Source organism: Mycobacterium ahvazicum (assembly GCF_900176255.2).
GTDB classification, from domain to species: domain Bacteria; phylum Actinomycetota; class Actinomycetes; order Mycobacteriales; family Mycobacteriaceae; genus Mycobacterium; species Mycobacterium ahvazicum.
On sequence record NZ_FXEG02000005.1, the window covers coordinates 892,395 to 918,982 of the forward strand.

General features: G+C 66.7%; 27 protein-coding genes and 1 tRNA gene. 15 read left to right on the forward strand and 13 right to left on the reverse strand.

What is annotated here, in order from left to right:
- Nucleotide 1 precedes the first annotated feature (1 nt).
- Nucleotides 2-1,615 (reverse strand): peptide ABC transporter substrate-binding protein, encoded by a 1,614-nt coding sequence (locus MAAFP003_RS25420; RefSeq protein WP_096290383.1) that lies wholly within the window; start codon nucleotides 1,613-1,615, stop codon nucleotides 2-4.
- Between the two features lie 90 nt (nucleotides 1,616-1,705).
- On the opposite strand from MAAFP003_RS25420, the gene MAAFP003_RS25425 reads away from it, so the two are divergent.
- Nucleotides 1,706-2,521 carry an LppU/SCO3897 family protein gene (locus MAAFP003_RS25425; RefSeq protein WP_096290384.1) on the forward strand — a complete coding sequence of 272 codons (816 nt, stop codon included), beginning with the start codon at nucleotides 1,706-1,708 and terminating at the stop codon, nucleotides 2,519-2,521.
- Between the two features lie 3 nt (nucleotides 2,522-2,524).
- Here the strand turns inward: MAAFP003_RS25425 and MAAFP003_RS25430 are convergent, their stop codons facing one another.
- Entirely contained in the window at nucleotides 2,525-2,992 is a 468-nt protein-coding gene (locus MAAFP003_RS25430; protein WP_096290385.1) for a DUF4232 domain-containing protein, read from the reverse strand.
- A gap of 218 nt (nucleotides 2,993-3,210) precedes the next feature.
- On the opposite strand from MAAFP003_RS25430, the gene acs reads away from it, so the two are divergent.
- The gene (gene acs / locus MAAFP003_RS25435; protein ID WP_096290386.1) at nucleotides 3,211-5,172 is read left to right on the forward strand and encodes an acetate--CoA ligase; all 1,962 of its coding nucleotides are present in this window, start codon (nucleotides 3,211-3,213) and stop codon (nucleotides 5,170-5,172) included.
- Between the two features lies 1 nt (nucleotide 5,173).
- On the opposite strand, the gene MAAFP003_RS25440 is transcribed toward acs, so the two are convergent.
- On the reverse strand, nucleotides 5,174-5,872 hold the full coding sequence (locus tag MAAFP003_RS25440; protein WP_096290387.1) for a chymotrypsin family serine protease: 699 nt from the start codon (nucleotides 5,870-5,872) through the stop codon (nucleotides 5,174-5,176).
- Between the two features lie 257 nt (nucleotides 5,873-6,129).
- On the opposite strand from MAAFP003_RS25440, the gene MAAFP003_RS25445 reads away from it, so the two are divergent.
- Together MAAFP003_RS25445 and MAAFP003_RS25450 are read left to right on the forward strand one after the other, a co-directional pair.
- Complete coding sequence (locus MAAFP003_RS25445; RefSeq protein ID WP_096290388.1) at nucleotides 6,130-6,672, forward strand: phage holin family protein; 543 nt, start codon at nucleotides 6,130-6,132, stop codon at nucleotides 6,670-6,672.
- Complete coding sequence (locus MAAFP003_RS25450) at nucleotides 6,673-7,623, forward strand: alpha/beta fold hydrolase (RefSeq protein ID WP_096290389.1); 951 nt, start codon at nucleotides 6,673-6,675, stop codon at nucleotides 7,621-7,623.
- Here the strand turns inward: MAAFP003_RS25450 and marP are convergent, their stop codons facing one another.
- Genes marP through nth form a run of 4 tightly spaced genes read right to left on the reverse strand, consistent with a single transcriptional unit; the run spans nucleotide 7,624 to nucleotide 10,999 of the window.
- A complete protein-coding gene (marP, locus tag MAAFP003_RS25455; protein ID WP_096291415.1) occupies nucleotides 7,624-8,817 on the reverse strand; it encodes an acid resistance serine protease MarP in 1,194 nt (397 codons plus the stop codon). It lies immediately after the preceding gene.
- Between the two features lie 5 nt (nucleotides 8,818-8,822).
- Nucleotides 8,823-9,605, reverse strand: coding sequence for an NUDIX hydrolase (locus tag MAAFP003_RS25460; RefSeq protein ID WP_096290390.1), 783 nt, complete (start codon nucleotides 9,603-9,605; stop codon nucleotides 8,823-8,825).
- A gap of 55 nt (nucleotides 9,606-9,660) precedes the next feature.
- Nucleotides 9,661-10,305 carry a TlpA family protein disulfide reductase gene (locus tag MAAFP003_RS25465; protein ID WP_096290391.1) on the reverse strand — a complete coding sequence of 215 codons (645 nt, stop codon included), beginning with the start codon at nucleotides 10,303-10,305 and terminating at the stop codon, nucleotides 9,661-9,663.
- A 13-nt stretch (nucleotides 10,306-10,318) separates the two neighbouring features.
- On the reverse strand, nucleotides 10,319-10,999 hold the full coding sequence (gene nth, locus MAAFP003_RS25470) for an endonuclease III (protein WP_096290392.1): 681 nt from the start codon (nucleotides 10,997-10,999) through the stop codon (nucleotides 10,319-10,321).
- Nucleotides 11,000-11,172: 173 nt separating this feature from the next.
- Between nth and MAAFP003_RS25475 the strand changes: the two genes are divergently transcribed.
- Both MAAFP003_RS25475 and crp read left to right on the forward strand, forming a co-directional pair.
- Nucleotides 11,173-11,559, forward strand: a complete 387-nt coding sequence (locus tag MAAFP003_RS25475) for a hypothetical protein (protein WP_096290393.1) — start codon at nucleotides 11,173-11,175, stop codon at nucleotides 11,557-11,559.
- A gap of 84 nt (nucleotides 11,560-11,643) precedes the next feature.
- Nucleotides 11,644-12,318: a cAMP-activated global transcriptional regulator CRP gene (gene crp, locus MAAFP003_RS25480; RefSeq protein ID WP_036465140.1), complete on the forward strand. Its 675-nt coding sequence runs from the start codon at nucleotides 11,644-11,646 to the stop codon at nucleotides 12,316-12,318.
- A gap of 115 nt (nucleotides 12,319-12,433) precedes the next feature.
- Here the strand turns inward: crp and MAAFP003_RS25485 are convergent, their stop codons facing one another.
- The 3 genes from MAAFP003_RS25485 to sp36 are packed head-to-tail and all read right to left on the reverse strand — an operon-like array spanning nucleotide 12,434 to nucleotide 13,866.
- Complete coding sequence (locus MAAFP003_RS25485) at nucleotides 12,434-13,228, reverse strand: MBL fold metallo-hydrolase (RefSeq protein ID WP_096290394.1); 795 nt, start codon at nucleotides 13,226-13,228, stop codon at nucleotides 12,434-12,436.
- A 5-nt stretch (nucleotides 13,229-13,233) separates the two neighbouring features.
- Nucleotides 13,234-13,689: a RidA family protein gene (locus tag MAAFP003_RS25490; RefSeq protein ID WP_096290395.1), complete on the reverse strand. Its 456-nt coding sequence runs from the start codon at nucleotides 13,687-13,689 to the stop codon at nucleotides 13,234-13,236.
- Nucleotides 13,690-13,704: 15 nt separating this feature from the next.
- Nucleotides 13,705-13,866, reverse strand: coding sequence for a Sp36 family protein (gene sp36 / locus MAAFP003_RS25495; RefSeq protein ID WP_090607515.1), 162 nt, complete (start codon nucleotides 13,864-13,866; stop codon nucleotides 13,705-13,707).
- Nucleotides 13,867-13,975: 109 nt separating this feature from the next.
- On the opposite strand from sp36, the gene bagA reads away from it, so the two are divergent.
- Entirely contained in the window at nucleotides 13,976-14,998 is a 1,023-nt protein-coding gene (bagA, locus tag MAAFP003_RS25500; RefSeq protein WP_096290396.1) for an ATPase BagA, read from the forward strand.
- Nucleotides 14,995-16,152 carry an ATPase BagB gene (gene bagB / locus MAAFP003_RS25505; protein ID WP_096290397.1) on the forward strand — a complete coding sequence of 386 codons (1,158 nt, stop codon included), beginning with the start codon at nucleotides 14,995-14,997 and terminating at the stop codon, nucleotides 16,150-16,152. Before bagA ends, bagB begins: the two co-directional genes overlap by 4 nt.
- Before the next feature lie 335 nt (nucleotides 16,153-16,487).
- Here the strand turns inward: bagB and MAAFP003_RS25510 are convergent, their stop codons facing one another.
- Nucleotides 16,488-16,838, reverse strand: a complete 351-nt coding sequence (locus tag MAAFP003_RS25510) for a WhiB family transcriptional regulator (protein ID WP_025736346.1) — start codon at nucleotides 16,836-16,838, stop codon at nucleotides 16,488-16,490.
- A 359-nt stretch (nucleotides 16,839-17,197) separates the two neighbouring features.
- Between MAAFP003_RS25510 and ponA2 the strand changes: the two genes are divergently transcribed.
- The 6 genes from ponA2 (at nucleotide 17,198) to MAAFP003_RS25540 (ending at nucleotide 24,644) form a co-directional block, all read left to right on the forward strand.
- A complete protein-coding gene (gene ponA2 / locus MAAFP003_RS25515; protein ID WP_096290398.1) occupies nucleotides 17,198-19,627 on the forward strand; it encodes a transglycosylase/D,D-transpeptidase PonA2 in 2,430 nt (809 codons plus the stop codon).
- Nucleotides 19,628-19,673: 46 nt separating this feature from the next.
- Nucleotides 19,674-20,633, forward strand: a complete 960-nt coding sequence (locus MAAFP003_RS25520) for a metallophosphoesterase (RefSeq protein WP_096290399.1) — start codon at nucleotides 19,674-19,676, stop codon at nucleotides 20,631-20,633.
- Nucleotides 20,630-21,736 carry an L-cysteine desulfhydrase Cds1 gene (gene cds1, locus MAAFP003_RS25525; protein ID WP_207768611.1) on the forward strand — a complete coding sequence of 369 codons (1,107 nt, stop codon included), beginning with the start codon at nucleotides 20,630-20,632 and terminating at the stop codon, nucleotides 21,734-21,736. The genes MAAFP003_RS25520 and cds1 overlap by 4 nt, the downstream gene beginning before the upstream one ends.
- 72 nt (nucleotides 21,737-21,808) lie before the next feature.
- Nucleotides 21,809-21,885: transfer RNA gene (locus MAAFP003_RS25530), tRNA-Pro, on the forward strand.
- A gap of 60 nt (nucleotides 21,886-21,945) precedes the next feature.
- Complete coding sequence (locus tag MAAFP003_RS25535) at nucleotides 21,946-23,211, forward strand: COG4705 family protein (RefSeq protein ID WP_096290400.1); 1,266 nt, start codon at nucleotides 21,946-21,948, stop codon at nucleotides 23,209-23,211.
- Nucleotides 23,212-23,225: 14 nt separating this feature from the next.
- Nucleotides 23,226-24,644, forward strand: a complete 1,419-nt coding sequence (locus tag MAAFP003_RS25540) for a sensor histidine kinase (RefSeq protein ID WP_096291417.1) — start codon at nucleotides 23,226-23,228, stop codon at nucleotides 24,642-24,644.
- On the opposite strand, the gene MAAFP003_RS25545 is transcribed toward MAAFP003_RS25540, so the two are convergent.
- A complete protein-coding gene (locus MAAFP003_RS25545; protein WP_096290401.1) occupies nucleotides 24,590-25,294 on the reverse strand; it encodes a response regulator transcription factor in 705 nt (234 codons plus the stop codon). The genes MAAFP003_RS25540 and MAAFP003_RS25545 overlap by 55 nt on opposite strands.
- 185 nt (nucleotides 25,295-25,479) lie before the next feature.
- Between MAAFP003_RS25545 and MAAFP003_RS25550 the strand changes: the two genes are divergently transcribed.
- Nucleotides 25,480-26,277 (forward strand): COG4705 family protein, encoded by a 798-nt coding sequence (locus MAAFP003_RS25550; protein ID WP_096290402.1) that lies wholly within the window; start codon nucleotides 25,480-25,482, stop codon nucleotides 26,275-26,277.
- Here MAAFP003_RS25550 and MAAFP003_RS25555 read toward each other — a convergent pair.
- Nucleotides 26,274-26,588, reverse strand: a complete 315-nt coding sequence (locus MAAFP003_RS25555) for a DUF732 domain-containing protein (protein ID WP_096290403.1) — start codon at nucleotides 26,586-26,588, stop codon at nucleotides 26,274-26,276. The two genes, MAAFP003_RS25550 and MAAFP003_RS25555, sit on opposite strands and share 4 nt — an antisense overlap.

The following is a 26,588-nucleotide window of genomic DNA, read 5'->3' on the forward strand; positions in this document are numbered from 1 at the left end:
CTTAGGCCTTGACGATGTTCTCGTAGTCGGGCAGACCGTTCCAGGTGACCTTGACGTTGCTGACCTCCGGCGACCACCCGACCACGGCGATGTAGTACCACAACGGTACAGCGGGCATGTCGTGCAACAGGATTCGTTGCGCCACGTTGACCAGCACGTCGGCCTGCTGCAGGCTGGGCGCGGCCTCGGCGGCTGCGAGCCCGGCGTCGAACTCCCGGCTGGAATATCCGACGTCGTTGGACCCCGCACCGGTGGCGTACAGCGGGGCGAGAAATTCGATCATCGACGGATAGTCGCCGATCCATCCGGCGCGGAAGGCGGTGTCGATGGTGCGGTTGGTGATCTGGGTGCGGAACCCCGCAAACGTCGGGTGCGGAGCGCCGACGGCGTCGATGCCCAGCACGTTCTTGATGCTATTGGCCACCGCGTCCACCCACTCCTGGTGGCCGCTGTCCGCGTTGTAGGCGATGGCGTACCGCCCGCTCCAGGGCGAGATCGCGTTGGCTTGCGCCCACAGTTGCCGTGCCCGTTCGGGATTGAAGTCCAGTGCGTCGTTACCCGGGATGTTCGCGTCGAACCCCGGCAGGGAGCGGGCGGTGAAATCGCGGGCCGGGCTGCGGGTCTCGTTGAAGATCTGCCGGCAGATCTGCGGGCGGTTGACCGCGGCCGACAAGGCCAACCGCCGCAGCCGGCCCTCCTCGCCGCCGAAATGCGGCAGCCGCAATGGTGTGTCGAGTGATTGGCTGACCGCGACGGGTCCGCTGGCAGCGTTGTCGCCCAGGTCGCGGCGGTAGATTGTCAGCGCGCTGGACGGAACCGTGTCCAGTACATCGAGATTGCCGGACAGCAGGTCGGCATAGGCGGTATCCAGGTTGCCGTAGAACTCGAACCTCAGGCCCTTGTTATGAGGTTTGCGGTTGCCGTGGTAATCGGGGTTCGGCTTCATGTCGATCTTCACGTTGTGTTCCCAGGCGGGTCCGTCGGGATTGTCGGCCAGCCGATACGGCCCGTCGCCCACCGGGTTGCGCCCGAACGCCGCCATGTCCCGAAATGCCCTGTCCGGCAACGGATAGAACGCATTATGACCCAGGCGCAACTTGAAGTCGACGGTCGGTGCCTTGAGCCGCACCGTGAACTCGAGATCGTTGACCACCGCAAGCCCGGACATCGTGGTCGGCTTGCCGTCGCCCGGCGGGCCGGCTACGTCGTCGAATCCGGCGATCGGACTGAAAAAGTCCTGCTGCAGTTGCGCATTGGCGCTCAGAGCACCGTAATTCCACGCGTCGACGAACGAATGTGCCGTCACCGCGGAGCCGTCGGTGAACTTCCAGCCCGGTTTGAGAACAATCCGGTAGTTGACATTGTCGGTGGTCTCGATGGACTGCGCCACCTCCGGCGACGGTTTGCCGTCGGCGTCGTAGGAGACCAGGCCGGCGAACAGCCGATCCAGGATCCGCCCGCCGAGGCTGTCGTTGGTGCCGGTCGGTATCAGCGGGTTCGGCGGCTCGCCGCCGTTCACCACCACCAGTTCAGGACTCAGCACGCCGCCACCGCAGCCGGCCAGCGACGCGGTCGTCAACATGACGACGGCAGTCATAGCCCGCATCCAACGCATGACAGCGACCCTAGGGCCTGCGAGCAGATCGGCCACGCAAGGACCGCCGGTGAAGTGCACCAGCCGGCGTCGACAACCTAGGATTTCGACATGGGGGTCACGCTTCTCGCCTCGGAACACGACGCGGGTGTGGCGCTGGGCGAGACGGCGTTCGCTCTGGGTGTTCCCCTCATCGGATTGATCTGTCTGATCGTCGGCCTATGGGAGCGTTACCGCGGCCGCCGGCGGCCGCGCCCCGGTTACCCCTACCCACCGCAGCCGATGGGGTATCCGGGCCCGCAGCGGCCCTATCCCGGCTACCCGCCCTACCCCGGTTATCCGCCCTACCCGGGTTATCCGGCGTACCGCGCGCCCGCGCCCCCGCGTCGCACGAGCGGGGCATCCACCGCGCTGATCACGATCGGCGCCGTCGTGCTGGTGCTCGGCATCGTGGCAGACTTCGTCAACGCGGCATCGCGGCTCGCCAAGCATCAAGAACGCACGTCGATGCAGGTTGGCGAGTGCATTACTCAAACGTCTTATCGCTCAGAGGCATTCGATTCGAGTCCGGGCAACGACTGCGCCAATCCGGCGAATACCTACTTGCTTGCCGCCAAAGGCGGACCGTCGGCACAGTGCCCGGACGGGAAGCGCGAGGGTTCCATCTATGACCGCTATACCGACAGCTCGACCATCCTGTGTTTCGCCCTGAACCTGAAACAGGGCCAGTGTTATCTCGTATCCGGCGAGCGCGACAGTCCCAAACTGACTCTGGGCGACTGCAATGATCATGAGTCGGGCGTGATGCGAGTCATCCAGCGCATCGACGGCACCGCGAACAGTTCGGACTGCCCGTCGGGGCTCAACGGAGTCAGCTACCCCACTCCCCCGGTTGTCTATTGCCTGGAAAGGGCGAGCCCGTACTAGGTCCTACTGCTGCTGGGCGGCGGTGACGGGGTGCACCTGCAATTCGCAGGCGTCGATGGTGACCGGCACCGTGAACACGATGATCGTGTTCGGCGGGTTGACCTGCAGCGCGGTGTAATTGGGGCACGGGTTGCCCTTGCGGTCTATGGCCACGCCCTCCACGATGGCCTGCCCCTGTGAGGCCAGCGACAGGGTGACGGTGGGCGGCTCATCGACATCGCTCGGCAAGCCGCCCAGGTAGCCGCGTGGCGTGGGCTTGGCGTGAATGTCCGGCCCGCCGCCGCCCGTCTCGACCGCGGGGTAGCCGGTCAGCGTGCACTCTTCCGCACCACCGGCGAGGCTGAACGTCAGGGTCACCGATCGGTGGCCCACGGCGGCCTGCGTCGGGGAAGCGGCCACGTCGACCTGCTCCGAGCGACACGGCACCGCCTGATCGCCGACCGGCACCGCCGACGCGTGCGGCCCCAGCACGCCGGCGACCGCGTAACTCGTTGCGGCCGCGGCAATGCTGAGAAATAAACAACGGGCACGCTGCCCGCGACATTCCGGCACAACCGTGATTATGCGGGATGACAACGAGGTTTACCCCCGGATTGGCGTCCACAGATTCGGCGGGCGGGTCTAGGCTCACAGACGGTTGACCAGCTCGAAACCCGGCCCTGGACATACTCGACATAGGAGCGAAGCCCGTGACCGCCACACACACCGAAGGCCCTTCGTCGTATCCGCCGCCGGCGAAATTCGCCGAGCAGGCCAACGCCCGCGAGGATCTCTACCGCGAGGCCGAAGCGGACCGGCTGGCGTTCTGGGCCAGGCAGGCCAACCGGCTGACGTGGACCGAGCCGTTCACCGAGGTGCTGGACTGGTCGCAGGCGCCGTTCGCCAAGTGGTTTTCCGACGGCAAGCTCAACGTCGCCTACAACTGTGTGGACCGCCACGTCGAGGCCGGCCTCGGCGACCGGGTGGCGATTCACTGGGAGGGCGAGCCGGTCGGCGACAGCCGCAGCCTGACCTACTCCGACCTGCAGGACGAGGTGTGCAAAGCGGCCAACGCGCTGACCGATCTCGGTCTGGTCGCCGGCGACCGCGCCGCCATCTACCTGCCGTTGATCCCCGAAGCCGTGATCGCGATGCTCGCCTGCGCGCGACTGGGTGTCATGCACAGCGTCGTGTTCGCCGGTTTCACCGCCAAGGCGCTGAGCGCCCGCATCGCCGACGCCCAGGCCAAGGTGCTGATCACCGCCGACGGACAGTTCCGGCGCGGCAAGCCGGCACCGTTGAAGGATGCCGCCGACGAGGCCGTGGCGCCCGGGCCGGACGGCGACAGCCCGGTCCAGAAGGTTCTGGTGGTGCGGCGCACCGGAATTGACGTGTCCTGGAACGACGACCGCGACGTGTGGTGGCACGACGTGGTGGATTCCGCGTCGGCCGAACACACCGCGGCGCCCTTCGACGCCGAGCACCCGCTGTTCCTGCTGTACACCTCGGGCACCACCGGAAAGCCCAAGGGCATCGTGCACACCAGCGGCGGCTACCTAACGCAGACGTCGTACACGCACTACAACATCTTCGACATCAAGCCTGACCGCGACGTGTTTTGGTGCACCGCCGACATCGGCTGGGTCACCGGGCACACCTACGGCGTCTACGGTCCGCTGTCCAACGGCGTCACCGAGGTCCTCTACGAAGGCACTCCCGATTCGCCCAGCCAGCACCGGCATTTCGAAATCATCGAAAAGTATGGCGTCACAATCTATTACACGGCGCCCACGCTGATCCGGACGTTCATGAAGTGGGGCCGCGAGATCCCCGATGCACACGACCTGTCCAGCCTTCGACTGCTCGGCACGGTCGGCGAGCCGATCAACCCGGAGGCCTGGCGCTGGTACCGCAGGGTGATCGGCGCCGACCGCCTGCCGATCGTGGACACCTGGTGGCAGACCGAAACGGGTTCGGCGATGATCTCTCCGCTGCCCGGAGTCGCTGCGGCCAAACCTGGTTCGGCGATGAGGGCGCTGCCGGGGATCTCGGCCAGCATCGTCGACGACCACGGCGATCAACTGACGCCGACCGTCCACCATGGCGAACACGTCACCGGCTACCTGGTCCTGGACCAGCCGTGGCCGTCCATGCTGCGCGGCATCTGGGGCGACTCGGATAGGTACGTCGAGACCTACTGGTCCAGGTTCGCCGACCAGGGCTGGTATTTCGCCGGCGACAGCGCCTATTACGACCGCGACGGCGCCATCTGGGTGGTGGGCCGCATCGACGACGTGATGAACGTGTCCGGGCATCGGCTTTCGAGCGCCGAGCTGGAGTCGGCGCTGGTCGGCCACTCCGGAGTGGCCGAGGCCGCGGTGGTCGCAAAGAAAGACGAGACCACGGGCCAAGCCATTTGCGCGTTCGTCGTGATGTGCGCCGAGTACGACATGCACGAGGGCATCGTCGAGGAGTTGCGCGACGAGGTGGCCCGGGAGATCTCGCCGATCGCCAAGCCGCGCGAGATCCACGTGGTGCCCGAACTGCCCAAGACCCGCAGCGGCAAGATCATGCGCCGGCTGTTGCGCGACATCGCCGAAAATCGCGACCTCGGGGACACGTCGACACTGCTTGACCCGGGCGTCTTCGACGCGATCAGAGAGGCCAAGTAGCTCAGACCGGTATCGGGACGAAGCCCGCACCGGGCCGGTGCTTGGCGTTGATGTCGGCCAGGATCGCGTTGAACGACATCACCACCGCCGGAGTATGTAGCGGGATGTACTTGATGATGCAGGTCGGCAGGTTGTCGCTGAACGCGCCGTGGATCATCCCGACCAGCAGGTTGTCGACCGTCACCGGCCCACCGGAGTCACCCGGGCGGCCACACACCTGCATGACGATGGTTCCCGGATCCTGGCCCGGCCCCCAGGTGACACCACAAGAATTGCCGGTCGTCCGGCCCTGCTTGCAGGCGATCTGCCCGAACCCCGGTTCCGGACCGACGCCGTTGATGATGACCCCGCCGTAGTTGGCCACCGGCGCCACTTTGGCCGGATCGAACTTGATCACCGCGTAGTCCAGGGCGTCGTTGCCCGCGACCATGACGCCCAGGATGCCTCTGCCTTCGGCGGCCTCGGCGGCGACCTGCGCGCCCGGTCCACCGCAGTGCGCGGAGGTGAACCCGATCAGCTCACCGGCGGCATCGCCGCCGATCGTGGTCAGCGTGCACATGGTGTCCCCGTTGATGACGATGCCGGCGCCACCCCCCATCGGGACCCGGTCGTCAGCGGCCGCGACGTGTGCGGGCAAAGCGGGCTGGACGAGGAGCACGGCCACCAGCGCCGCCACAAAGCACCGATGCGCCGTTTGCAATGCGCAACTCCCATCAGCGGGCCGGATGTCGGAGAACAGCTGCGCCAGTCTAGATGATCACCCCGGCGCCCCTCTTGCTGTGCGAATGGCGGCGGCCGGACCCTTCGGTCGCCGGGTCCCGCGGACTTCGGCTGGCCTCGTCTGGCATCGCGGCGCATGGCAACATAAACCGCGACGACAGCGAACGGGCTCGGCGACTATGCGAGCCAAGCAGCGGCTTTATCAGGAGCCGGGCAGTTCAACGGAGAGGACCGTTAGTGAGCAAGGTCGATCGCAGTAATGGTGTGCCGAGCACGCTGACCACGATTCCGTTGGCCGACCCGCACGCCAGGCCCGGCGAACCGTCGATCGGTGACCTGATCAAAGACGCGACGACGCAGGCGTCCACGCTGGTGCGCGCCGAGGTCGAGCTGGCCCGCGCGGAGATCACCCGCGACATCAAGAAGGGCCTCACCGGCAGCGTCTTCTTCATCGCCGCGCTGGTGGTGCTGTTCTACTCCACCTTCTTTTTCTTCTTCTTTCTCGCCGAGCTGCTCGACAACTGGTTGTGGCGCTGGGTGGCCTTCCTGATCGTGTTCGCGCTCATGGTCGTGGTCGGAGCCGTGCTGGCGCTGCTGGGCTATCTGAAGGTGCGCCGGATCCGCGGACCACAGGAGACCATCGAATCGGTCAAGGAGACGCGCACCGCGCTCACCCCGGGCCACGACAAGCACGCCGCCGCGACCAAGCAGCTGACCGACGCACCCGGCAAGCACGCCAAGCCCGAGAACGGCAACCCCGGCGACCCCTCAGGTTGGTAAATGGCAGTACCTGATCCGTCGATGGTCCGCATCGACGGGCCTTGGCGCCATTTGGACGTGCACGCCAACGGCATTCGATTCCACGTCGTCGAGGCGTTACCGACCGGTCCGGGCGCACCGGCGGCGGCAGCCGCACGACCGCTGGTGATGCTGCTGCATGGATTCGGCTCGTTCTGGTGGTCCTGGCGTCATCAGCTGCGTGGGCTGACCGATGCCCGGGTGGTCGCGGTCGACCTGCGCGGTTACGGCGGCAGCGACAAGCCGCCGCGTGGTTACGACGGCTGGACGCTCGCCGGCGACACGGCCGGACTTATTCGCGCGCTTGGGCATTCGTCGGCGACCCTCGTCGGCCACGCCGACGGCGGGCTGTGCTGCTGGACCACCGCAATGCTGCATTCGCGGCTGGTGCGCGCCATCGCGCTGGTCAGCTCGCCACATCCGGCGGCGCTGCGCCGATCGGCGTTGACGCGCCGCGACCAGAGTTCCGCACTGCTGCCGACCCTGCTGCGCTATCAGCTGCCGCTATGGCCCGAGCGGCTGCTGACCCGCGACAACGGCGCCGAGATCGAGCGTCTGGTCAAGCACCGTAGCTCCGCCAAATGGGTTGCCTCCGAGGACTTCTCGCAAGCGATCGGTTATCTGCGCACGGCGATCCAGATTCCCGGTGCGGCGCACTGCGCCCTGGAATACCAGCGCTGGGCGGTGCGCAGCCAGCTGCGCGGTGAAGGCCGGCGATTCATGAAGTCGATGTCGCGCCAGCTCGGGGTGCCGCTGCTACATCTGCGCGGCGACGCCGACCCCTACGTGCTGGCCGATCCGGTCGACCACAGTCAGCGCTATGCGACGCAGGGCCGCTACGTATCCGTCGCCGGCGCAGGGCATTACAGCCACGAAGAGATGCCCGAGGAAATCAACAGACACCTGATGAGGTTTTTCGAGCAGGTGCACTGATCAGCTGACGCAGGTCCCGGTGCCCACCTGTTGGGTGTCACCGATCTTGGCCATCTGGCCGGCCACCTCACCGGCGGTCAACACGAACCCGGTGTCGGGATCGTCGACAGCAGCGCCGAACACCACGCCCAGCACGTGACCGCTGAGGTCGATCAGCGGCCCACCCGAATTACCTTGCTCCACATTGGCTCTGATGGTGTAGACGTCGCGCGTGACCGGCTGCGGATCGCGGTAGATGTCGGGGCCGCTGAGTTTGATGGCCTCGCGAATCCTGGCCGGGGTCGCGGTGAAGTTGCCGCCGCCGGGGTAACCGAGCACCACCACGTTGGTGCCGGTCTTCGCCTCGGTGTCGCTGAAAGCCAGTGGCGGAGGCGGCAGGTTCGGAATGGCAAGAATGGCAATGTCGACCGAAGGGTCGTAGGAAACGACGGTGGCGTCCAACGGGTTACCGCTGGCGTAGATCTGGACGCTGCTGGACCCGGCGACCACGTGCGCATTGGTCATGACCCGATCGGGAGCGATCACAAATCCCGTGCCCTCCAACACTTTCTGGCAGCTGGGCGCGAGGCTGCGTACCTTCACCACACTGGGCGCGGCGGCGGTGACCACCGGATTGGTGGCCAGCGACGGATCCGGTGATTCGACCGGGACCACCGGAGTGCGGCTGAACGGCTCGAGCACCGCGGGCAGCCCCGAGGTGTTCAACAGCGCCGAAAGGCGTTTGGGCACAGTCTTCAACCACGGGGGCGCGATGGTGTTGACCTCTGCGAGCACCCGCGATCCGCGGACCGCGGCCGCCAGCTCGGGCTGGTCTTTCGACTGGGTCAGCGGCGTCGCCAGCAGCCACGCGGCGGTGAGCACGACGACGAGCTGCACCCCCACCCCGATGACCGAGTCCACGGTTCTGAATGTGCGGCTGCGGATTGCGCCGCGCACGGCTCGTCCCAGCACCACGCCGGCGACCTCACCGACGACGACCAGCGCGAGAATCAGGAACAGCGCGCCGAACAGCTTGGCGCGCGGGGCGGCGATGTGGCTGACGATGTGGGGCGCCAGCAGCACCCCGGCGATCGCGCCCAGCAGCACACCGATGAACGAGAAGAGCGAACCCACCGCGCCCGAACGCCAGCCCGAGATGGCGGCGATGAAAGCGACAGCGAGAACTGCGACATCCAGCCACTGCGACGGGGTCATCGAGTTCATCGCCCGCCACCCTGCCGGCCGACCAGCACCATCGCGTCGTCGAGTTCACGGACGTCGTTGGTGTCCCACGGCTTTGCCCAGCCGGCGACGTCGAGAACGGCAGAGATCACCTGGCCAGTGAATCCCCAAACCAGCATTTGGTTCAGCAGAAACGCCGGACCTGCCCAACGATTGCCGAGGTCCCCGCGGTAAACCATCAGCCGGTTGTCCGGATTGACGAACGCGCGCACCGGAACCCGCGACACGATCGCCGTCTCGCCCTCGTTGACCACCGCGACCGGTCCGGGGTCGGGCGAGTAGGCCAGCACCGGGACGACGTGGAACTGCGACGGGGCGATGAACGTCTTCTCCATCGTGATCAGCGGGTACAGCCGGGTGACGTCGATCCCGGTCTCCTCGTGGGCTTCTCGCAGCGCGGTGGCAACCGGCCCGCGATCGCCGGGGTCGGCCGCGCCACCGGGGAACGCCGCCTGGCCCGCATGGTGTCGCAGTGACGACGCCCGCACGGTGAGCAACAGGTCGGCGTCGTCGGGTACGGCGCCGTTGCCTGGACCGGACTCGGGACCCGAAAACAGAACCAGCACAGCGGCCTCGCGGTCGTCGTTGGCGGACGCCGCCCGGGCCGCGGTCACCATCGCCAGCACATCGGGGGGCAACCGGCGCCGGTAGGCCTCCGGGATCTGGCCCACGTTGTCGACCAGCGGGCGCAACCAGGACGGGCAGACGTCGGGCGTCAGGGGAACCGTCCCCTGCGCGCGGGCGGCACCCCCACCACTCACCGGCGCCTCCTTGTCGGGTCCACCTGCCCAGCCATTGTCGGACCGCCGAACTCGGTCATCCGTTTTTTCCGACCGCGGCCTCGATCTCGTCGGCACTCGCAAAATCGCGCAGCAGCGTCTGCGCAACGCTACCGTCCGGTCTCAGCACTACGGTCGCGGGCACCACATTTGCGACCTTGAGTGCTGCGGCAATCAGCCGCCGCCCATCCTGCAAGGTCGGGAGCCGAACGCCCAGCTCGGCCAGCCGCAACAATGCGGCGGACTCGTTCTCGTCCTGATGCACGGTTACCACCGTGACGTCGGCGGCGACCCGGCGCTGATATTCGGCCATCGCGGGCAATTCGGCCGCGCACGGCGCGCACCAGTACGCCCATATATTGAGGACCACCCGGCGGCCGGCCAGCGCACGCGCGACGTCCACGGTGGATCCGTCGGCCGCGCATTCGACCACCACGCCGCGCAGGATCGCGGGTCCGGCGCCGTTGCCCGGCGCGGGGCACGGTGGCAGGTTTGCTCGCGCGCGGGGGCCGGCCAGCGCGGCCGGTGTGTCGGCGTCGCGATGCTCTCGATTCGGCCCCGAGCTGGCGGGCGACGTCGTCGCGGCTGGCCGGGAGTCGTCGCGCAGTTGCGCGACGAATGCCGCCACCAGCGCCGCCACCACCGCCAAGATCGCGATGGTCCAGCGAGTTCTCGGGGTCAACGTCCCGGCCGTGTTACAGCCCGACCAGCGACAGCAGGTGTTCGGCTTCGGGGCCTTGCACCAGGGGCGCGGCCAGCGCCGGTTCGGTGGGGCCGAGCCCGAACGACGGGCAGTCTTTGGCGAGCACGCAGACCCCGCAGGCCGGCTTGCGTGCGTGGCACACCCGGCGGCCGTGGAAGATCACGCGGTGGCTCAGCAGGGTCCATTCCTTGCGTTCGACCAGTTCGCCGACCGCGTGCTCGATTTTGACCGGGTCCTTTTCCTCGGTCCAACGCCATCTGGCCACCAGCCGCTGAAAGTGGGTGTCGACGGTGATCCCGGGGATGTCGAAGGCGTTCCCCAAGACGACATTGGCCGTCTTGCGCCCGACCCCGGGCAGAGTCACCAACTCCTCCATCGTCGAGGGCACCTCGCCGTCGAACTTCTCGACCAGGGCCTGACCCAGCCCGATCAGCGAGCTCGCCTTGTTGCGGAAGAAGCCAGTGGGACGGATGAGGTTTTCCAGCTCATCGCGATCGGCTTTCGCATAATCCAGTGCCGACTTATATCTGGCGAACAAAGCCGGCGTCGTGAGGTTCACCCGTTTGTCGGTGCTCTGCGCCGAAAGAATGGTGGCCACCACCAGTTCCAGCGGCGATCTGAAATCCAGCTCGCAATGTGCGTCCGGAAATGCTTGTGCCAGTGCGCGATTCATCCTGCGCGCGCGACGCACCAAACCGACTCGGGTTTCCGAGGCCCAACGCCGGGCAAGGGCGGAATCGGGCTTGGAATCAGGGGAAGCCGCGGTGGTTTTCGAACGCCCGGACGGCCGTGCCACTGTCACCTACGACAGAGTACTGATTTCGTAATCTCCCTGAGACCTTGGCCATGTTTACTCTCCTTGTGTCATGGTTGCTGGTGGCGTGCGTGCCGGGGCTGCTGATGCTCGCTGCGCTCGGCCTGGGGCGGCTCGAAAAGGAGCTCGGCCGGGAGTCGATCACGTCGACCGACGTCGACGAGTTTCTCGAACAGGCGCAGGCCATGGATATGCACACGCTGGCCCGAGAAGGCATGCCCGAAGCGCTGGAATATCTGCATCGACGCCAGGCCCAGCAACTCGCGCTGTCCCCGCCGCCCAGCGGTCGCCATCGCGCCGAATCGCTGCTCGCCACCGCGTTCACCGATCCCCCCGCGCGCGCTTTGCCGATGCGAATACACGCGCATTCAGGCGGAAATCCGCAATATGAGGCGACTAGACACGTCAATCGTGTGTAGCGTTGGCACGTTGGCCTACCTCTAGACTCGTAACCCGAGCTAGGTAGGTACCCATATCACTTCGTTGGAAAGCTGAAGGTCAAAGTGGACGAGATCCTGGCAAGGGCAGGAATCTTCCAAGGGGTTGAACCCGGCGCAGTCACCGCACTGACCAAGCAATTACAACCCGTCGACTTCCCGCGTGGACACACCGTTTTCGCGGAAGGGGAACCAGGCGATCGGCTGTACATCATCGTCTCGGGAAAGGTCAAGATCGGTCGCCGGTCACCCGATGGCCGGGAGAATCTGCTGACGATCATGGGCCCGTCGGACATGTTCGGCGAACTGTCGATCTTCGACCCGGGTCCCCGGACGTCGAGCGCCACGACGATCACCGAGGTGCGCGCGGTTTCGATGGACCGCGATGCGCTGCGCGCGTGGATCGCCGACCGGCCCGAAATCGCCGAGCAATTGCTGCGGGTGCTCGCCCGGCGGTTGCGTCGCACCAACAACAACCTCGCCGACCTCATCTTCACCGACGTGCCCGGCCGGGTGGCCAAGCAGCTGCTGCAGCTCGCCCAGCGTTTCGGCACTCAGGAGGGTGGCGCGATGCGGGTTACCCACGACCTGACCCAAGAGGAGATCGCCCAGCTGGTGGGGGCTTCCCGGGAAACCGTCAACAAGGCCCTCGCCGATTTCGCCCACCGTGGGTGGATCCGGCTCGAGGGTAAGAGCGTGCTGATCTCGGACTCCGAGAGACTGGCCCGCCGCGCGCGTTAGTCGTCAATTCATCGAGGCTGCGTCCAACGCGACGATTTGACCGATGGGCACACTCTGAGCGCAGTCTCGGCGCCAGCACCGCAGACTCGGCGGACTGAGCGACCGTTCGTCGACTTCACTCTCGGCGCAGATAGTCCAGTTGCGCTTGCACGGACCACTCGGCGGCGTCCCACAGCTTCTCGTCGACGTCGACATAGACGTACTCGACGATTTCGCGGGCGGTCGCTTCGCCGCCGAGGTCCCGCAGCGCCGCGCGCACCTGTTCGAGGCGCTCATGACGGTGCGTCAGGTATCCGGTGGTGACGGATTCCAAGTCGGCCAGGTCGGGGCCGTGGCCGGGCAACACCGTGCGACGGCCCAGACCGCGCAGCCGCCGCAGCGACTCCAGGTAGTCGGCGAGGCTGCCGTCTTCGCTGTCGATGACGGTGGTGCCGCGGCCGAGCACGCTGTCGGCGGTCAGCACCGCGTCGTCGAGCAGAAACGACAACGAGTCCGCGGTATGCCCCGGCGTGGCCATCACCTTGATCTTCAGGTTGGCGGCGTCGATGATCTCGCCGTCGACCAGCTCGCCGCCGAGGCCACGCAGGAATCCGCTGCCCGCCGAGCGCACGGTCGCGCCGGTGAGCTCGACCAACTTGTCGATGGCGTCGGTGTGATCGCTGTGCCGGTGGCTGATCAGGACCAGGGCGATGCGCCCGAGCGATGCGATCCGGGCGATGTGCTCGTTGTCGTCGGGTCCCGGGTCCACGATGACCAGCTCGTCGCTGCGGGGTCCGCGCAACACCCAGGTGTTGGTGCCCTCCAGCGTCAGCAGGCCCGGGTTCTCGGCCAGCAGGACCGAGGCAGTGTCGGTGACCGCCCGCAAACTGCCGTATGCGGGATGAGTCAGCGGCTCAACTGTCTCGGTCACGGCCGTTAGCCGACCTCCACGATCAGCTCGACTTCGACCGGCGCATCCAGCGGTAGCTCGGATACGCCCACCGCCGAACGTGCATGCGCACCTTGGTCGCCGAACACCTCACCGAGCAGTTCCGAGGCCCCGTTGACGACGCCGGGCTGACCGTTGAAGCCGGGCGCCGAGGCGACGAATCCGACGACCTTGACCACCCGGGTCACCGCGTCGATACCCACCATGGAATTCACCGCCGCCAAAGCGTTGAGCGCACACAGCCGCGCCATCGCCTTGGCGTCATCGGGGTTGACGTCGGCGCCCACCTTGCCGGTGCCCACCAACGTTCCCGCCACGATCGGCAGCTGACCCGAGGTGTAGACGAGGTTGCCGGTGCGCACCGCGGGAACGTAGGAGGCCAGCGGCGCAACCAGGTCCGGAAGCACGACGCCGAGCTGCTCAAGCCGGGCCGAAGCAGTCATCTGCCGCTGTCCTCTTTACTTGGGGCGCTTCAGATAGGCGACGTGTTGCTCACCGGTCGGCCCGGGCAGCACCGCGACCAGCTCCCAGCCGTCGGCACCCCATTGGTCGAGGATCTGTTTGGTGGCGTGCGTCAGCAGCGGAACCGTGGCGTATTCCCACGGGGTCGGTTGGCTCATGACGCGAGCTTATCGGTCGGGCGTGAACCCCACGGGTCAGCCCGGTGGACCGCGATCCGGTGTGGCTACCCGATTTGCCGGGGCCGCGCAGAGCTCGGGCTAGCATGCGATGGTGGCAACCACTTCTAGCGGCAACGCTGCCGTCGGCTGGCCGGCGCGACTGTCGAAGGCCCGCTTGCACTTCGTCACCGGCAAAGGCGGGACGGGCAAATCGACGATCGCGGCCGCGCTGGCGCTCACCCTGGCGGCCGGCGGACGCAAAGTCCTGCTCGTCGAAGTGGAGGGTCGCCAAGGGATTGCGCAACTCTTCGACGTCCCGCCGCTGCCCTACCAGGAGGTGAAGATCGCCACCGCCGAGCGCGGCGGTCAGGTCAACGCCCTGGCGATCGACATCGAGGCCGCGTTCCTGGAATACCTCGACATGTTCTACAACCTCGGGATCGCCGGACGGGCGATGCGCCGGATCGGTGCGATCGAGTTCGCGACGACGATCGCGCCCGGCCTGCGCGACGTGCTGCTCACCGGCAAGATCAAGGAGACGGTCGTCCGCAGGGACAAGAACAAACTGCCGGTATACGACGCGATCGTCGTCGACGCACCACCGACCGGGCGCATCGCGCGCTTTCTCGACGTCACCAAAGCGGTGTCCGATCTGGCCAAGGGCGGCCCGGTGCACTCGCAAAGCGAGGGCGTGGTCAAGCTGCTGCACTCCGATGCGACCGCCATCCACCTGGTCACGCTGCTCGAAGCGCTGCCGGTGCAGGAGACGATGGAAGCCATCGAGGAGCTTGCCGAGATGCAACTGCCGATCGGCAGCGTGATCGTGAACCGCAATATTCCGGCATACCTGGAGCCGCGCGACCTGGCCAAGGCCGCCGAGGGCGACATCGACGCCGACGCGGTGCGCGCCGGGTTGAAGACGGCAGGAATCGAGCTGGGCGACAACGACTTTGCCGGCTTACTGACAGAAACCATTCAGCACGCGAGCCGGATCACGGCACGGGCCGAGACCGCACAGCAGCTCGATGCTTTGAAAGTGCCGCGGTTGGAGTTGCCCGCGATCTCCGACGGTGTCGACCTCGGCAGCTTGTACGAACTGTCGGAATCACTTGCACAGCAGGGAGTTCGATGACTACTACACCGAAAACCCTTGACATGGCTGAAATTCTGGCCGACCGCGCGAACCGCGTCGTCGTCTGCTGCGGTGCAGGCGGTGTGGGCAAGACGACCACCGCGGCGGCGATGGCTTTACGTGCTGCCGAATATGGCCGCACTGTATGCGTTTTGACGATCGACCCGGCCAAACGGCTGGCGCAGGCGTTGGGCGTCAACGACCTCGGCAATACACCACAGCGGGTGCCGCTGGCACCCGAGGTGACCGGCGAGCTGCACGCGATGATGCTCGACATGCGCCGCACGTTCGACGAAATGGTGATCCAGTACTCCGGAGACGCTCGGGCGCAAACGATTTTGGACAACCAGTTCTACCAGACGGTCGCCACCTCTCTGGCCGGCACGCAGGAGTACATGGCGATGGAGAAGCTCGGCCAGCTACTGGGCGAGGACCGCTGGGACCTGGTGGTGGTGGACACTCCCCCGTCTCGCAATGCACTCGACTTCCTGGACGCGCCGAAACGCCTGGGCAGCTTCATGGACAGCCGACTGTGGCGGCTGCTGCTCGCGCCGGGTCGCGGCATCGGCAAATTGGTCACCGGCGCAATGGGTTTGGCGATGAAGGCACTCTCGACCGTGCTCGGTTCGCAGATGCTGGGCGACGCGGCCGCCTTCGTGCAGTCTCTGGATGCCACCTTCGGCGGCTTTCGCGAGAAGGCGGACCGCACCTACGCGCTGCTGAAGCGGCGCGGCACCCAGTTCGTGGTGGTGTCGGCGGCCGAACCCGACGCGCTGCGTGAGGCGTCGTTCTTCGTCGACCGGCTATCGCAAGAGAGCATGCCGCTGGCGGGCCTGATCTTGAACCGCACCCATCCCCTGTTGTGCGCACTGCCGGTGGAGCGGGCCATAGACGGGATCGAGTCGCTGAAGTCGGATGCGAACCCCGACGCGGCATCGCTGGGCACGGCGGTATTGCGGATTCACGCCGACCGGGGCCAGACCGCCAAACGGGAGATCCGGCTGCTGTCCCGATTCACCGGGGCCAACCCCAACGTGCCGGTCGTGGGCGTTCCGTCGCTGCCGTTCGACGTGTCGGACCTGGAGGCCCTGCGTGCGCTCGCCGATCAGATCACCGCCGTCGGTGACGATGCGGCCCGCGCGGCGGGGCGCTGAAGAACCGGCGAATCCGAACCCTGCCGGTGACGATGCGGCCCGCGCGGCGGATCGCTGACACAAAGGAACGCTCGTTTAGGGCGGATCTGTCCTGCACAGGGCTGCGATACGGCCGGTTCAATAAGCCGCTGAGCGGCCGCCAAACATTGGAGCGGGTGACGACGATTGGAGTCAGACCCAGTTGAAACGGCGAATTGCCATCTGGCACAAGCTAGTTCGCGCTAGGGTCGCTATTGCACATGCGCTAAACCCGAGGGACGCTGTAACGGTTTTGTAATAATAAGTTTCGAACTACTAGTGCGCCGCGACGCTGCGGCGCACCCGCGCTCCACGCGTCAGCTGACGCCGCGGTTCCGGCGCTTGTCGAAAAAATCGGACCACGAAACGACCTCGGGGTGCTGCTTGAGCAGCGCCCGCCGCTGCCGTTCGGTCATGCCACCCCAGACGCCGAACTCGACCTTGTTGTCCAGTGCGTCGGCGCCGCATTCCTGCATCACCGGGCAGTGCCGGCAAATCACCGCGGCTTTACGCTGGGCGGCCCCCCGAACAAACAGTTCGTCGGGGTCAGTGGTCCGGCATAGTGCTTGAGAAACCCAGGCAATTCGTTCTTCAGCATCAACACTGCGAAGCACCCCCTGCGCCGCTGCAATGTTGGTTCGGCGTGCTGCCGGTCGTGTTCCTGACACGAGCTGTTCCCTTCCTCCCGGTCGCATTACGACCGCCCTCCTCGGGTAGCAGATCATTGTTGCGATCTACACCACACTGTGCTGATCGGTGTTACCTGAATCTCACCGTCTGTATAAGTTAGGTGGTCAGCAGTCAATTGCGCAACAGTCTGATAACGCTTTTTTTGGGACGGGCGTGCCGTCTTGTCGTTGAGCGTAGGCGGGATCATGAGATTGGGTACCCGTTTTGGGTAGCTGATATGTAACGCGATCGAGAACATCGCATCCCGATTGACAGCAAAGCTGCAGGTCACACCTTCTGGATCCGCTGTGCGGATCGGCGGCGCGTCACGCGACAAACGGCGGTTACTGTAGTACGCATGTCAGACCGCCCCCCGGCAGCTCTCACGATTCTTAAGCTGGCTGGCTGCTGTCTGCTGGCAGGTGTGGTAACCACGGCGCTGTTGTTCCCGATGGCCGGCGGGCTGGGACTGATGTCCAACCGGGCCTCCGAAGTGGTCGCCAACGGCTCAGCCCAGCTGCTCGAGGGACAGGTGCCCGCCGTTTCGACGATGGTGGACGCGAAGGGCAACACCATCGCCTGGCTGTACGAGCAACGCCGGTTCGAGGTGCCCACCGACAAGATCGCCAACACGATGAAGCTGGCGATCGTCTCGATCGAGGACAAGCGATTCGCCGAACACAACGGGGTGGACTGGAAGGGCACGCTGACCGGGCTGGCGGGCTATGCGTCCGGCGACGTCGACACCCGAGGGGGTTCGACGATCGAGCAGCAGTACATCAAGAACTACCAACTATTGGTGACCGCGAAGACGGACGCCGAAAAGCGCGCTGCCGTCGAAACCACCCCGGCCCGCAAGCTGCGCGAGATCCGGATGGCGCTCACGCTCGACAAGACGTTCACCAAGCCGGAGATCCTGACCCGCTACCTGAACCTGGTCTCCTTCGGTAACGGCTCGTTCGGGGTGCAGGACGCGGCGCAGACCTACTTCGGGATCAACGCGTCGGATCTGAACTGGCAGCAGGCGGCGCTGCTGGCCGGCATGGTGCAGTCGACCAGCACGCTGAATCCCTACACCAACCCCGACGGTGCACTGGCCCGGCGGAACCTGGTGCTCGACACGATGATCGAGAACCTTCCGCAGGAGACCGACGCGCTGCGCGCCGCCAAGGCGACGCCGCTGGGCATCTTGCCGCAGCCCAACGAGCTGCCGCGCGGTTGCATCGCCGCCGGCGACCGTGCCTTCTTCTGTGACTACGTCCAGGAGTACCTGTCGCGCGCCGGCATCAGCAAGGAACAGGTGGCCAGGGGCGGCTATCTGATCCGCACGACGCTCGATCCCGACGTGCAGATCCCGGTCAAGAGCGCCATCGACAAGTTCGCCAGCCCGACCCTGCCCGGCATCTCAAGCGTGATGAGCGTGATCAGGCCCGGTAAGGATTCGCACAAGGTGATGGCCATGGCCAGCAACCGCACCTACGGCCTCGACGTCGACGCCGGGCAGACGATGCGCCCGCAGCCGTTCTCGCTCGTCGGCGACGGCGCGGGATCGGTGTTCAAGATCTTCACCACCGCCGCCGCGCTGGACATGGGCATGGGCATCAACGCCACCCTCGACGTGCCGCCGCGGTTCCAGCAGAAGGGCCTGGGCAGCGGTGGCGCCAAGGGCTGTCCCAAGGACACCTGGTGTGTGGTCAACGCCGGTAACTACCGGGGCTCGATGAACGTCACCGAGGCGCTGGCCACCTCGCCCAACACCGCGTTCGCCAAGCTGATCTCGCAGGTGGGGGTGACGCGCACGGTCGACATGGCGGTCAAGCTGGGGCTGCGGTCCTACGCCGACCCCGGCACGGCCCGTGACTACAACCCCGACAGCAACGAAAGCCTGGCCGATTTCGTCAAGCGGCAGAACATCGGGTCGTTCACCCTCGGCCCGATCGAGGTGAACGCCCTGGAGCTGTCCAACGTCGCCGCCACGCTGGCGTCGGGCGGGGTGTGGTGCCCGCCCAACCCGATCGACAAGCTGATCGACCGCAACGGCAATGAAGTAGCCGTGACCACCCAGACGTGCGACCAGGTGGTGCCCGAAGGGCTGGCCAACACCCTGGCCAACGCGATGAGCAAGGACGCGACCGGCGGCGGTACCGCGGCCGGTTCGGCCGGCGCCGCGGGCTGGGACCTGCCGGTGTCGGGTAAGACCGGCACCACCGAGGCGCACCGCTCCTCCGGGTTCGTCGGGTTCACCAGCCGCTACGCCGCGGCCAACTACATCTACGACGACTCCACCTCGCCGACGGATCTGTGCTCGGCGCCGTTGCGCCACTGCGGCGAGGGCGACCTTTACGGCGGTAACGAGCCCGCGCGAACCTGGTTCACCGCGATGAAGCCGATCGCGCTGAGCTTCGGCGACATCAAGTTGCCGCCGACAGATCCGCGCTACGTCGAGGGCTCGCCCGGGTCGCGGGTGCCGAGCGTGGCCGGCATGGACGTCGACGCCGCGCGCTCGCGCCTCAAAGAGGCCGGCTTCCAGGTCGCCGACCAGACCAATTCGGTCAACAGCACCGCGAAGTTGGGCGAAGTGGTCGGGACGTCGCCGTCGGGCAACACGATCCCCGGCTCGGTCGTCACCATTCAGGTCAGTAACGGCATCCCGCCGGCGCCGCCTCCGCCGCCGGACGGGGCGCCGCTGCCGATCGGCTCGCAGGTCGTGGAGATCCCCGGTCTGCCACCGATCACCATTCCGCTGCTGGCACCGCCGCCACCACCGCCCGGACAGCCGCCTCCGTAGCCGCGCAAGACGCTCCTGAGGCCGCAACCGGCAGTAGGCTGCGTGCATGGCTGATGTTTTGCCCGCTCTGATCCGTACCGGCGCCGTCGCGCTCGGTTCGACGGTCGCCGGCATCGGTTACGCCGCGGTCGTCGAACGCAACGCCTTCGTCCTGCGCGAGATAACCATGCCCGTCTTGTCGCCGGGTTCCACGCCGCTGCGCGTACTGCATATCAGCGACCTGCACATGCTGCCCAACCAGCGCCGCAAGCAGGCGTGGCTGCGCGAGCTGTCCGGCTGGGAGCCCGACCTGGTGGTCAACACCGGCGATAACCTGGCCCACCCCAAAGCGGTCCCCGCGGTGATCCAAGCGCTGGGCGACCTGCTGTCGCGCCCGGGTGTCTTCGTCTTCGGCAGCAACGACTACTTCGGGCCACGGCTGAAGAACCCGCTGAACTACCTGACCAACCCGTCCCACCGGATCAAGGGCGAACCGCTGCCCTGGCAGGACCTGCGGGCGGCGTTCACCGAGCGCGGCTGGCTTGACCTCACCCACACGCGCCGCGAGTTCGAAGTGGCCGGCCTGCATCTGGCCGCGGCCGGCGTAGACGACCCGCACATCGATCGCGACCGCTACGAGACGATCGCGGGCCCGGCCAGCCCGGCGGCGAATCTGCGGCTGGGCCTGGTGCACTCCCCCGAGCCGCGGGTGCTGGATCGCTTCGCGGCCGACGGCTACCAGCTGGTGATGGCCGGACACACCCACGGCGGGCAGCTGTGCCTGCCGTTCTACGGCGCCCTGGTGACCAACTGCGGCCTGGACCGCACCCGGGCCAAGGGGCCGTCGCGCTGGGGCGCCAACATGCAGCTGCATGTGTCCGCGGGACTGGGGACCTCTCCGTTCGCGCCGGTGCGGTTCTGCTGCCGTCCCGAAGCGACCCTGCTGACGTTGATCGCCGCCCCGATGGGTGGGCGCGATTCCAGCAGCAACTTGGGCCGCTCGCAGCCCGCGGCATCGCTGCGTTGAACGACCGGACCCAGATCGCGGTCCACAGTGTGTCCCGCGGCTGGACAGACAACGCGATCCGGCTGATCGAGGCCGATGCCCGCCGCAGCGCCGACACCCACCTGTTGCGCTACCCGCTGCCGTCGGCCTGGGGCACCGACGTCGACATCGCGCTGTACCTCAAGGACGAATCGACGCATATCACCGGCAGCCTCAAGCACCGGCTGGCGCGCTCGTTGTTTCTGTACGCGCTGTGCAACGGCTGGATCGGCGAGGGCACCACGGTCGTCGAGGCCTCGTCGGGATCCACGGCGATCTCCGAGGCGTACTTCGCGTCGCTGCTGGGCCTGCCGTTCGTAGCCGTGATGACGGAGAAAACCAGCCCCTCCAAGGTGGCGTTGATCGAATCACAAGGCGGCCGTTGCCATTTCGTGCAGAACTCCAGCGAGGTGTACGCCGAGGCGCAACGCGTCGCGCGGGAGACCGGCGGCCACTACATGGACCAGTTCACCCACGCCGAGCGGGCCACCGACTGGCGCGGCAACAACAACATCGCCGAGTCGATCTTCGCGCAGATGCGCGACGAGAAGTACCCGATCCCGGAGTGGATCGTCGTCGGCGCGGGCGCCGGCGGAACCAGCGCGACGATCGGGCGCTACCTGCGCTACCGCCGGCATGCCACCGGGCTGTGCGTCGTCGACCCGGAGAATTCCGCGTTCTTTCCCGCCTATGCCGAACAGCGCTACGACCTCGTGATGGAGACGTCGTCGCGGATCGAGGGGATCGGGCGGCCGCGGGTCGAGCCGTCCTTTCTGCCCGACGTGGTGGACCGCATGATCGCCGTGCCCGACGCCGGGTCGATCGCCGCCGCCCGTCACGTCAGCGCCGTGCTGGGGCGCCGGGTGGGGCCGTCGACGGGGACCAACCTGTGGGGTGCGTTCGGGCTGCTGGCCGAGATGGTCGCCGCGGGCCGCAGCGGCTCGGTGGTGACGCTGATCGCCGACAGCGGCGAACGCTACGCCGATACGTATTTCAGCGACGAATGGGTCGCCGCGCAGGGGCTCGATCTCACCGGCCCGGCCATGGCGCTGGTCGAATTCGAACGCAACTGCAGCTGGACTTAGCTTTCGGGGGGGCCCGCTGCCAGCGGTTTGGGCAGTCGGCGGGCCGGTGCGATAGGCTGTCGTGGCTTCAAGCGGGGTGTGGCGCAGCTTGGTAGCGCGCTTCGTTCGGGACGAAGAGGCCGTGGGTTCAAATCCCGCCACCCCGACCAGTTTTGCGGCTGGCAATTCCTAAGCGTTAACTCAGCGACCCCTCTGTACCTTCGGGCGCCATGAGCCAGATGCTGCGTTCCCTCACCCTCCGCACACCCCGCCGGATGCTCAGCAAGGTCCCTGAGGTCACCGTGTGGTTCTGGATCATCAAGATCCTGTGCACCACCGTCGGCGAGAGTTTCGCCGACTGGATCAGCACCACGGTCGGCCTAGGCCTGAACGTGACGGCGCTGATCTTCACCGTCGCCCTGGGCATCGTCTTGAGTTTCCAGTTGATCCTCGACCGCTATCTGCCGATCGCTTACTGGCTGGCGGTTGTGGTGCTGAGCATCACGGGCACGCTCTACACCGACCTGCTGACCGACAAGCTGCACGTGCCGCTGGCGGTCAGCACGGCGGTGTTCGCGGCGATATTGGCGGTCGTTTTCGGTGTTTGGTATGCGCGGGAGCGCACGCTGTCGATCCACAGCATCGTCACGACGCCGCGTGAGCTGTTCTATTGGCTGGCGGTGCTGGTGACCTTCGCCCTGGGTACTGCCGTCGGCGACTGGACGCTGCAGCTCACCGGCTGGGGGCCGGGCACCTCGGTGCTGCTGCCGGCCGCGCTGATCGCCTCGATAGCGCTCGGCTGGCGGATGGGCGCCAACCCGGTGCTGTCCTTCTGGCTGGCCTACATCCTGACCCGCCCGCTGGGCGCCAACCTCGGCGACTGGCTGGCCTCCTCGCCGGCCAATCACGGTCTGGGGTGGGGGACCGCGGTCACCAGCGCGATCTTCCTGGCCGCGATCCTGGCCACGGTCGGCTATCTGACGGTCAGCCGCAGCGACATCATCGACGACGAAAGCCCAACCCGCGCAACGACTGTCACCACCACCCCGACGCGGGAGCGGATGATGCTGGGCTACTACACCGCGGCGGCGGTCGCCACCGGCGCACTGTTGCTCTGGAGCAGCCATGGCCACGAAGGCGGCGCTGAAACCGACGAGGAATCGGACTCGGCCACCACTTCCACGATCACCGCCCCCGCGCAGCCCGGGCAGCCAGCCTCGGCCTTCCCGGCGGTCGAGGTCGCCAAATTCCGATCCATCACGCAGGACACGCTGTCGAAGTTGCAGGCCGGCGATCAGGCCGGCGCCAAGGCCCGGATCAAGGACCTGGAAACCGCATGGGATGACGACGAGTCCAAACTCAAGCCGATCGACCAAAACGCATGGCACACCCTCGATAAGCAGATCGATGGCGCACTGGCCGCGGTGCGGGCCCCGATGCCCAACCCGGTCACCGAGAAGCAGCGCGTGACCGCATTGTTGAGCGCGCTGCAGTAGTACGGTCCGTGCTGATGGCACATTCAGGCCGAACGCCGACACTGCTACACCCGCGCGCGTGGAGCATCTCGGCGCGCTCGGCGTTGGTGTCGGCGACGGTCATCCTGGTGGCTCTCATCATGGCCGGCGCGATCCTGCTGTTGGTGTTGTACTTCGCGCTGATCTCGGCCGCTGACGACGCCGCGGCGAGTCGGCTGCGCGACATCGTCAAGACCCTGCAATCCGAAACCACACCCGACCTCGACCCACCCCTGCTGGCCACCGACCAACGCATCGTCGCCGTCCAAATCTTCGACGGCGCAGGGCATTCGGTGGCTTCGTCGAGTTCCACCCCCGAGCCGCCGATGATGATGCTCAACGCGATCGGAAGCACCCCGCGGATCGGAATCACCGGCGCCGCAGTGCGGATGCACGACGTCCGGGTGGCCGCGCAGTCACTCGAGACGCCGACGGGACGGTACGTCGTACTCGTCGGGGCCGGCACTGACGACGTGGAAGCCACCGTTTCCACCGTGGCGATCGGGCTGGCCGCGGCCGCGCCGTTGGTCATCGCGGCGGCGGGCGTAGCCACCTACATTCTGGTGCGACGGTCGCTGCGTTCGGTGGAAGCGATTCGCTCCCAGGTTGCCGATATCAGCGCCTCCGACCTCTCCGAGCGGGTGCCGGTACCACCGCAACGCGACGAGATCTTCACGCTGGCAACGACAATGAACGAGATGCTGTCCCGGCTTCAATCCAGCCAAGCCGTCCAGCGCCGGTTCATCGCCGATGCCTCCCATGAACTGCGCAGCCCGCTGTCCACGGTGATCTCGGCACTTGAGGTCGGCGTCGCCCACCCCGAGCTGCTCGACGATCGGCTCGCCGCGGACACGCTGCTGCCGGAAGCGCATCGGATGCAGGCGCTGGTGGAGGACCTGCTGCTGCTGGCCCGCGCCGACGAACGCGGGCTGGCGCTGCGCCGCACCGACACCGACCTCGACGACCTGGCCCTCGCCGAGGTCACCCGGCTGCGGCGCGAGACAACGCTGGACGTGCATGCCGAACTCGCTCCGACTCGGCTGGTCGGCGACGCGAGCGCCCTGGCGCGCGTGCTGCGCAACCTTTTCGACAACGCGGCGCGCCATGCGACATCGCGGGTGGAGGTGACGGTGCGCCCCGATGACGGTCGAGCCTGGCTGACCGTGGCCGATGACGGTCCCGGGATCGCACCGGCCGACCGGCGACGGGTGTTCGAGCGGTTCGTCCGCCTCGACAACGATCGCTCCCGCAGCGGCGGCGGCACCGGACTGGGACTGGCTATCGTGTTCGAAATCGTTGCCGCGCACGGCGGTAGCGTGCACATCGACGACCGCGCCGGTGCCGGCACCGCGGTGGTCGTTCAGCTGCCGCTGGTCACCGCGACGCCGGCGTCGTCGCCGGCCTCCAGTCGGTAGCCGACCCCACGCACCGTCGCAATTGTGTTGGTACCGAACGGGAGATCGATCTTGCGTCGCACATAGAAGACATAGACCTCGACGAGGTTGTCGTCACCGGAGAAGTGCGGATCCCAGACGTTGTGCAGGATGTCGGTCTTGCTCACCACGGTGCCCTTGTTGCGCATCAGGTAGTGCAGCAGCCCGTACTCGCGCGGTGTCAGCGCGATCGTGTCTTCGTTGCGCCGCACGATGCGACGCGCCGGGTCCAGCGACAACGTGCCGGCGGTCAACACCACCGGGCGGTGCGGGGCGCCGCGACGGACCAATGCCCGCAGCCGCGCGACCAGCACGATGAACGAGAACGGTTTGGTCAGATAGTCATCGGCACCCAGGTCGAACGCGTCCGCCTGCTCGTAGTCACCGTCTTTAGCGGACAGCATCAACACCGGTGTCCATACCTGGGCGGCGCGCATGCGGCGCACCACCTCGTAGCCGCTGAGCCCGGGCAGCATGATGTCCAAAATGATGGCGTCGAAACGGTGCTCGGTGGCTTCCCACAACCCGTCGTTACCGTTGTCGGCGGTCGTCACCACACAACCCTCGGCGCGCAAGCCCATCGTCAGCGTCGCCGCCAGCCGTGGCTCGTCCTCGACGACCAGCACCTTCACCCGCACGACTCCTTCTTCAGCGGCGCGAGTCCGGTAGACCCCTGGCAATCATCTTGCGCCTGTTCGTCAAGGCCACGGTGGCACGGGAACGCTGAGAGAGCGCTTAGTACGTTCTCTCAGCGTCCTCTCAACTCGACTCGGCAAGTATGAAGACAGACGGTCCGCACATCGACAGGTGATCACCCATGAGCGAGATGACGAAGCATGCGTTGAGCAAGGTACCAGCGGTGACCCTTGGCTTTTGGGTCATCAAGGTGCTGGCGACGACGCTGGGCGAGACGGGTGGCGATACCGTCACGATGACGCTGGACTGGGGATATCTGGCGGGCGTGGCCCTGTTCGGCGGCACGCTGATCGCGCTGGTGGTCGCACAGATTCTGGCCAAGCGCTTTCACGCGGTCCTTTACTGGCTCACGATCGTGGCCTCGACGACATTCGGCACCGTGCTGGCTGACTTCGCCGACCGCTCGCTCGGGATCGGCTACGCCGGCGGCTCGCTCCTACTGCTAATTCTCTTGCTGGCCACCCTGGGGCTGTGGCACTGGTCGCAGGGAACGGTATCGGTGAACACCGTCTCGACGCCGAAAGTCGAGGCCTTCTACTGGGCCACCATCACCTTTTCCCAGACCCTGGGCACCGCCCTCGGCGATTGGCTCGCCGACGATGGGGGCCTCGGGTACGAGGGCGGTGCGCTGGTGTTCGGCGTAGCGTTGCTCGTGGTCGCGGGCCTGTATTTCTGGACGAGCATCTCGCGCGTCACCCTGTTCTGGGTCGCTTTCATCCTGACCCGGCCGCTCGGCGCAACGGTCGGCGATTTCCTCGACAAGCCCGTCGACCACGGCGGCCTGAACCTGAGCCGCCCACTGGCTTCCGCGGTTCTCGCCGTCGTCATCATCGTCCTGATCATCGTGCTGCCGCAGCGGCCGGGCCGGCATCCCGGCGTGGAATCGGTGCAGGCGGAGCCGGACCTGACGGCTGATTAGGTTCCGCCGCCGCTGCCGAGGAGTTCCGGGCAGTAAGCACTAGCCGCGGCGTGGGCGAACCGAGCGGCTTTGGCCATGGTGAAGGCCGGGTTGAGATCTTTGATGTCGCGGACGATATCGAGCTGCGAGGTCCCGGAATTGGCCAAGTCGCAGACCTTTTGGCCCGCCTTGATCGCGCGGTCCGGGCTCGGATAGGTGATGCCCGCGTTAATGAGCGCGGCGAGAAACGCATCGTCGGTGGCATCGGCGTGGGCGGGTGCGGCCAGGCCGACCACGGCGACGACGCTTGCCAGGAGCGGGAAGGCTTTCAT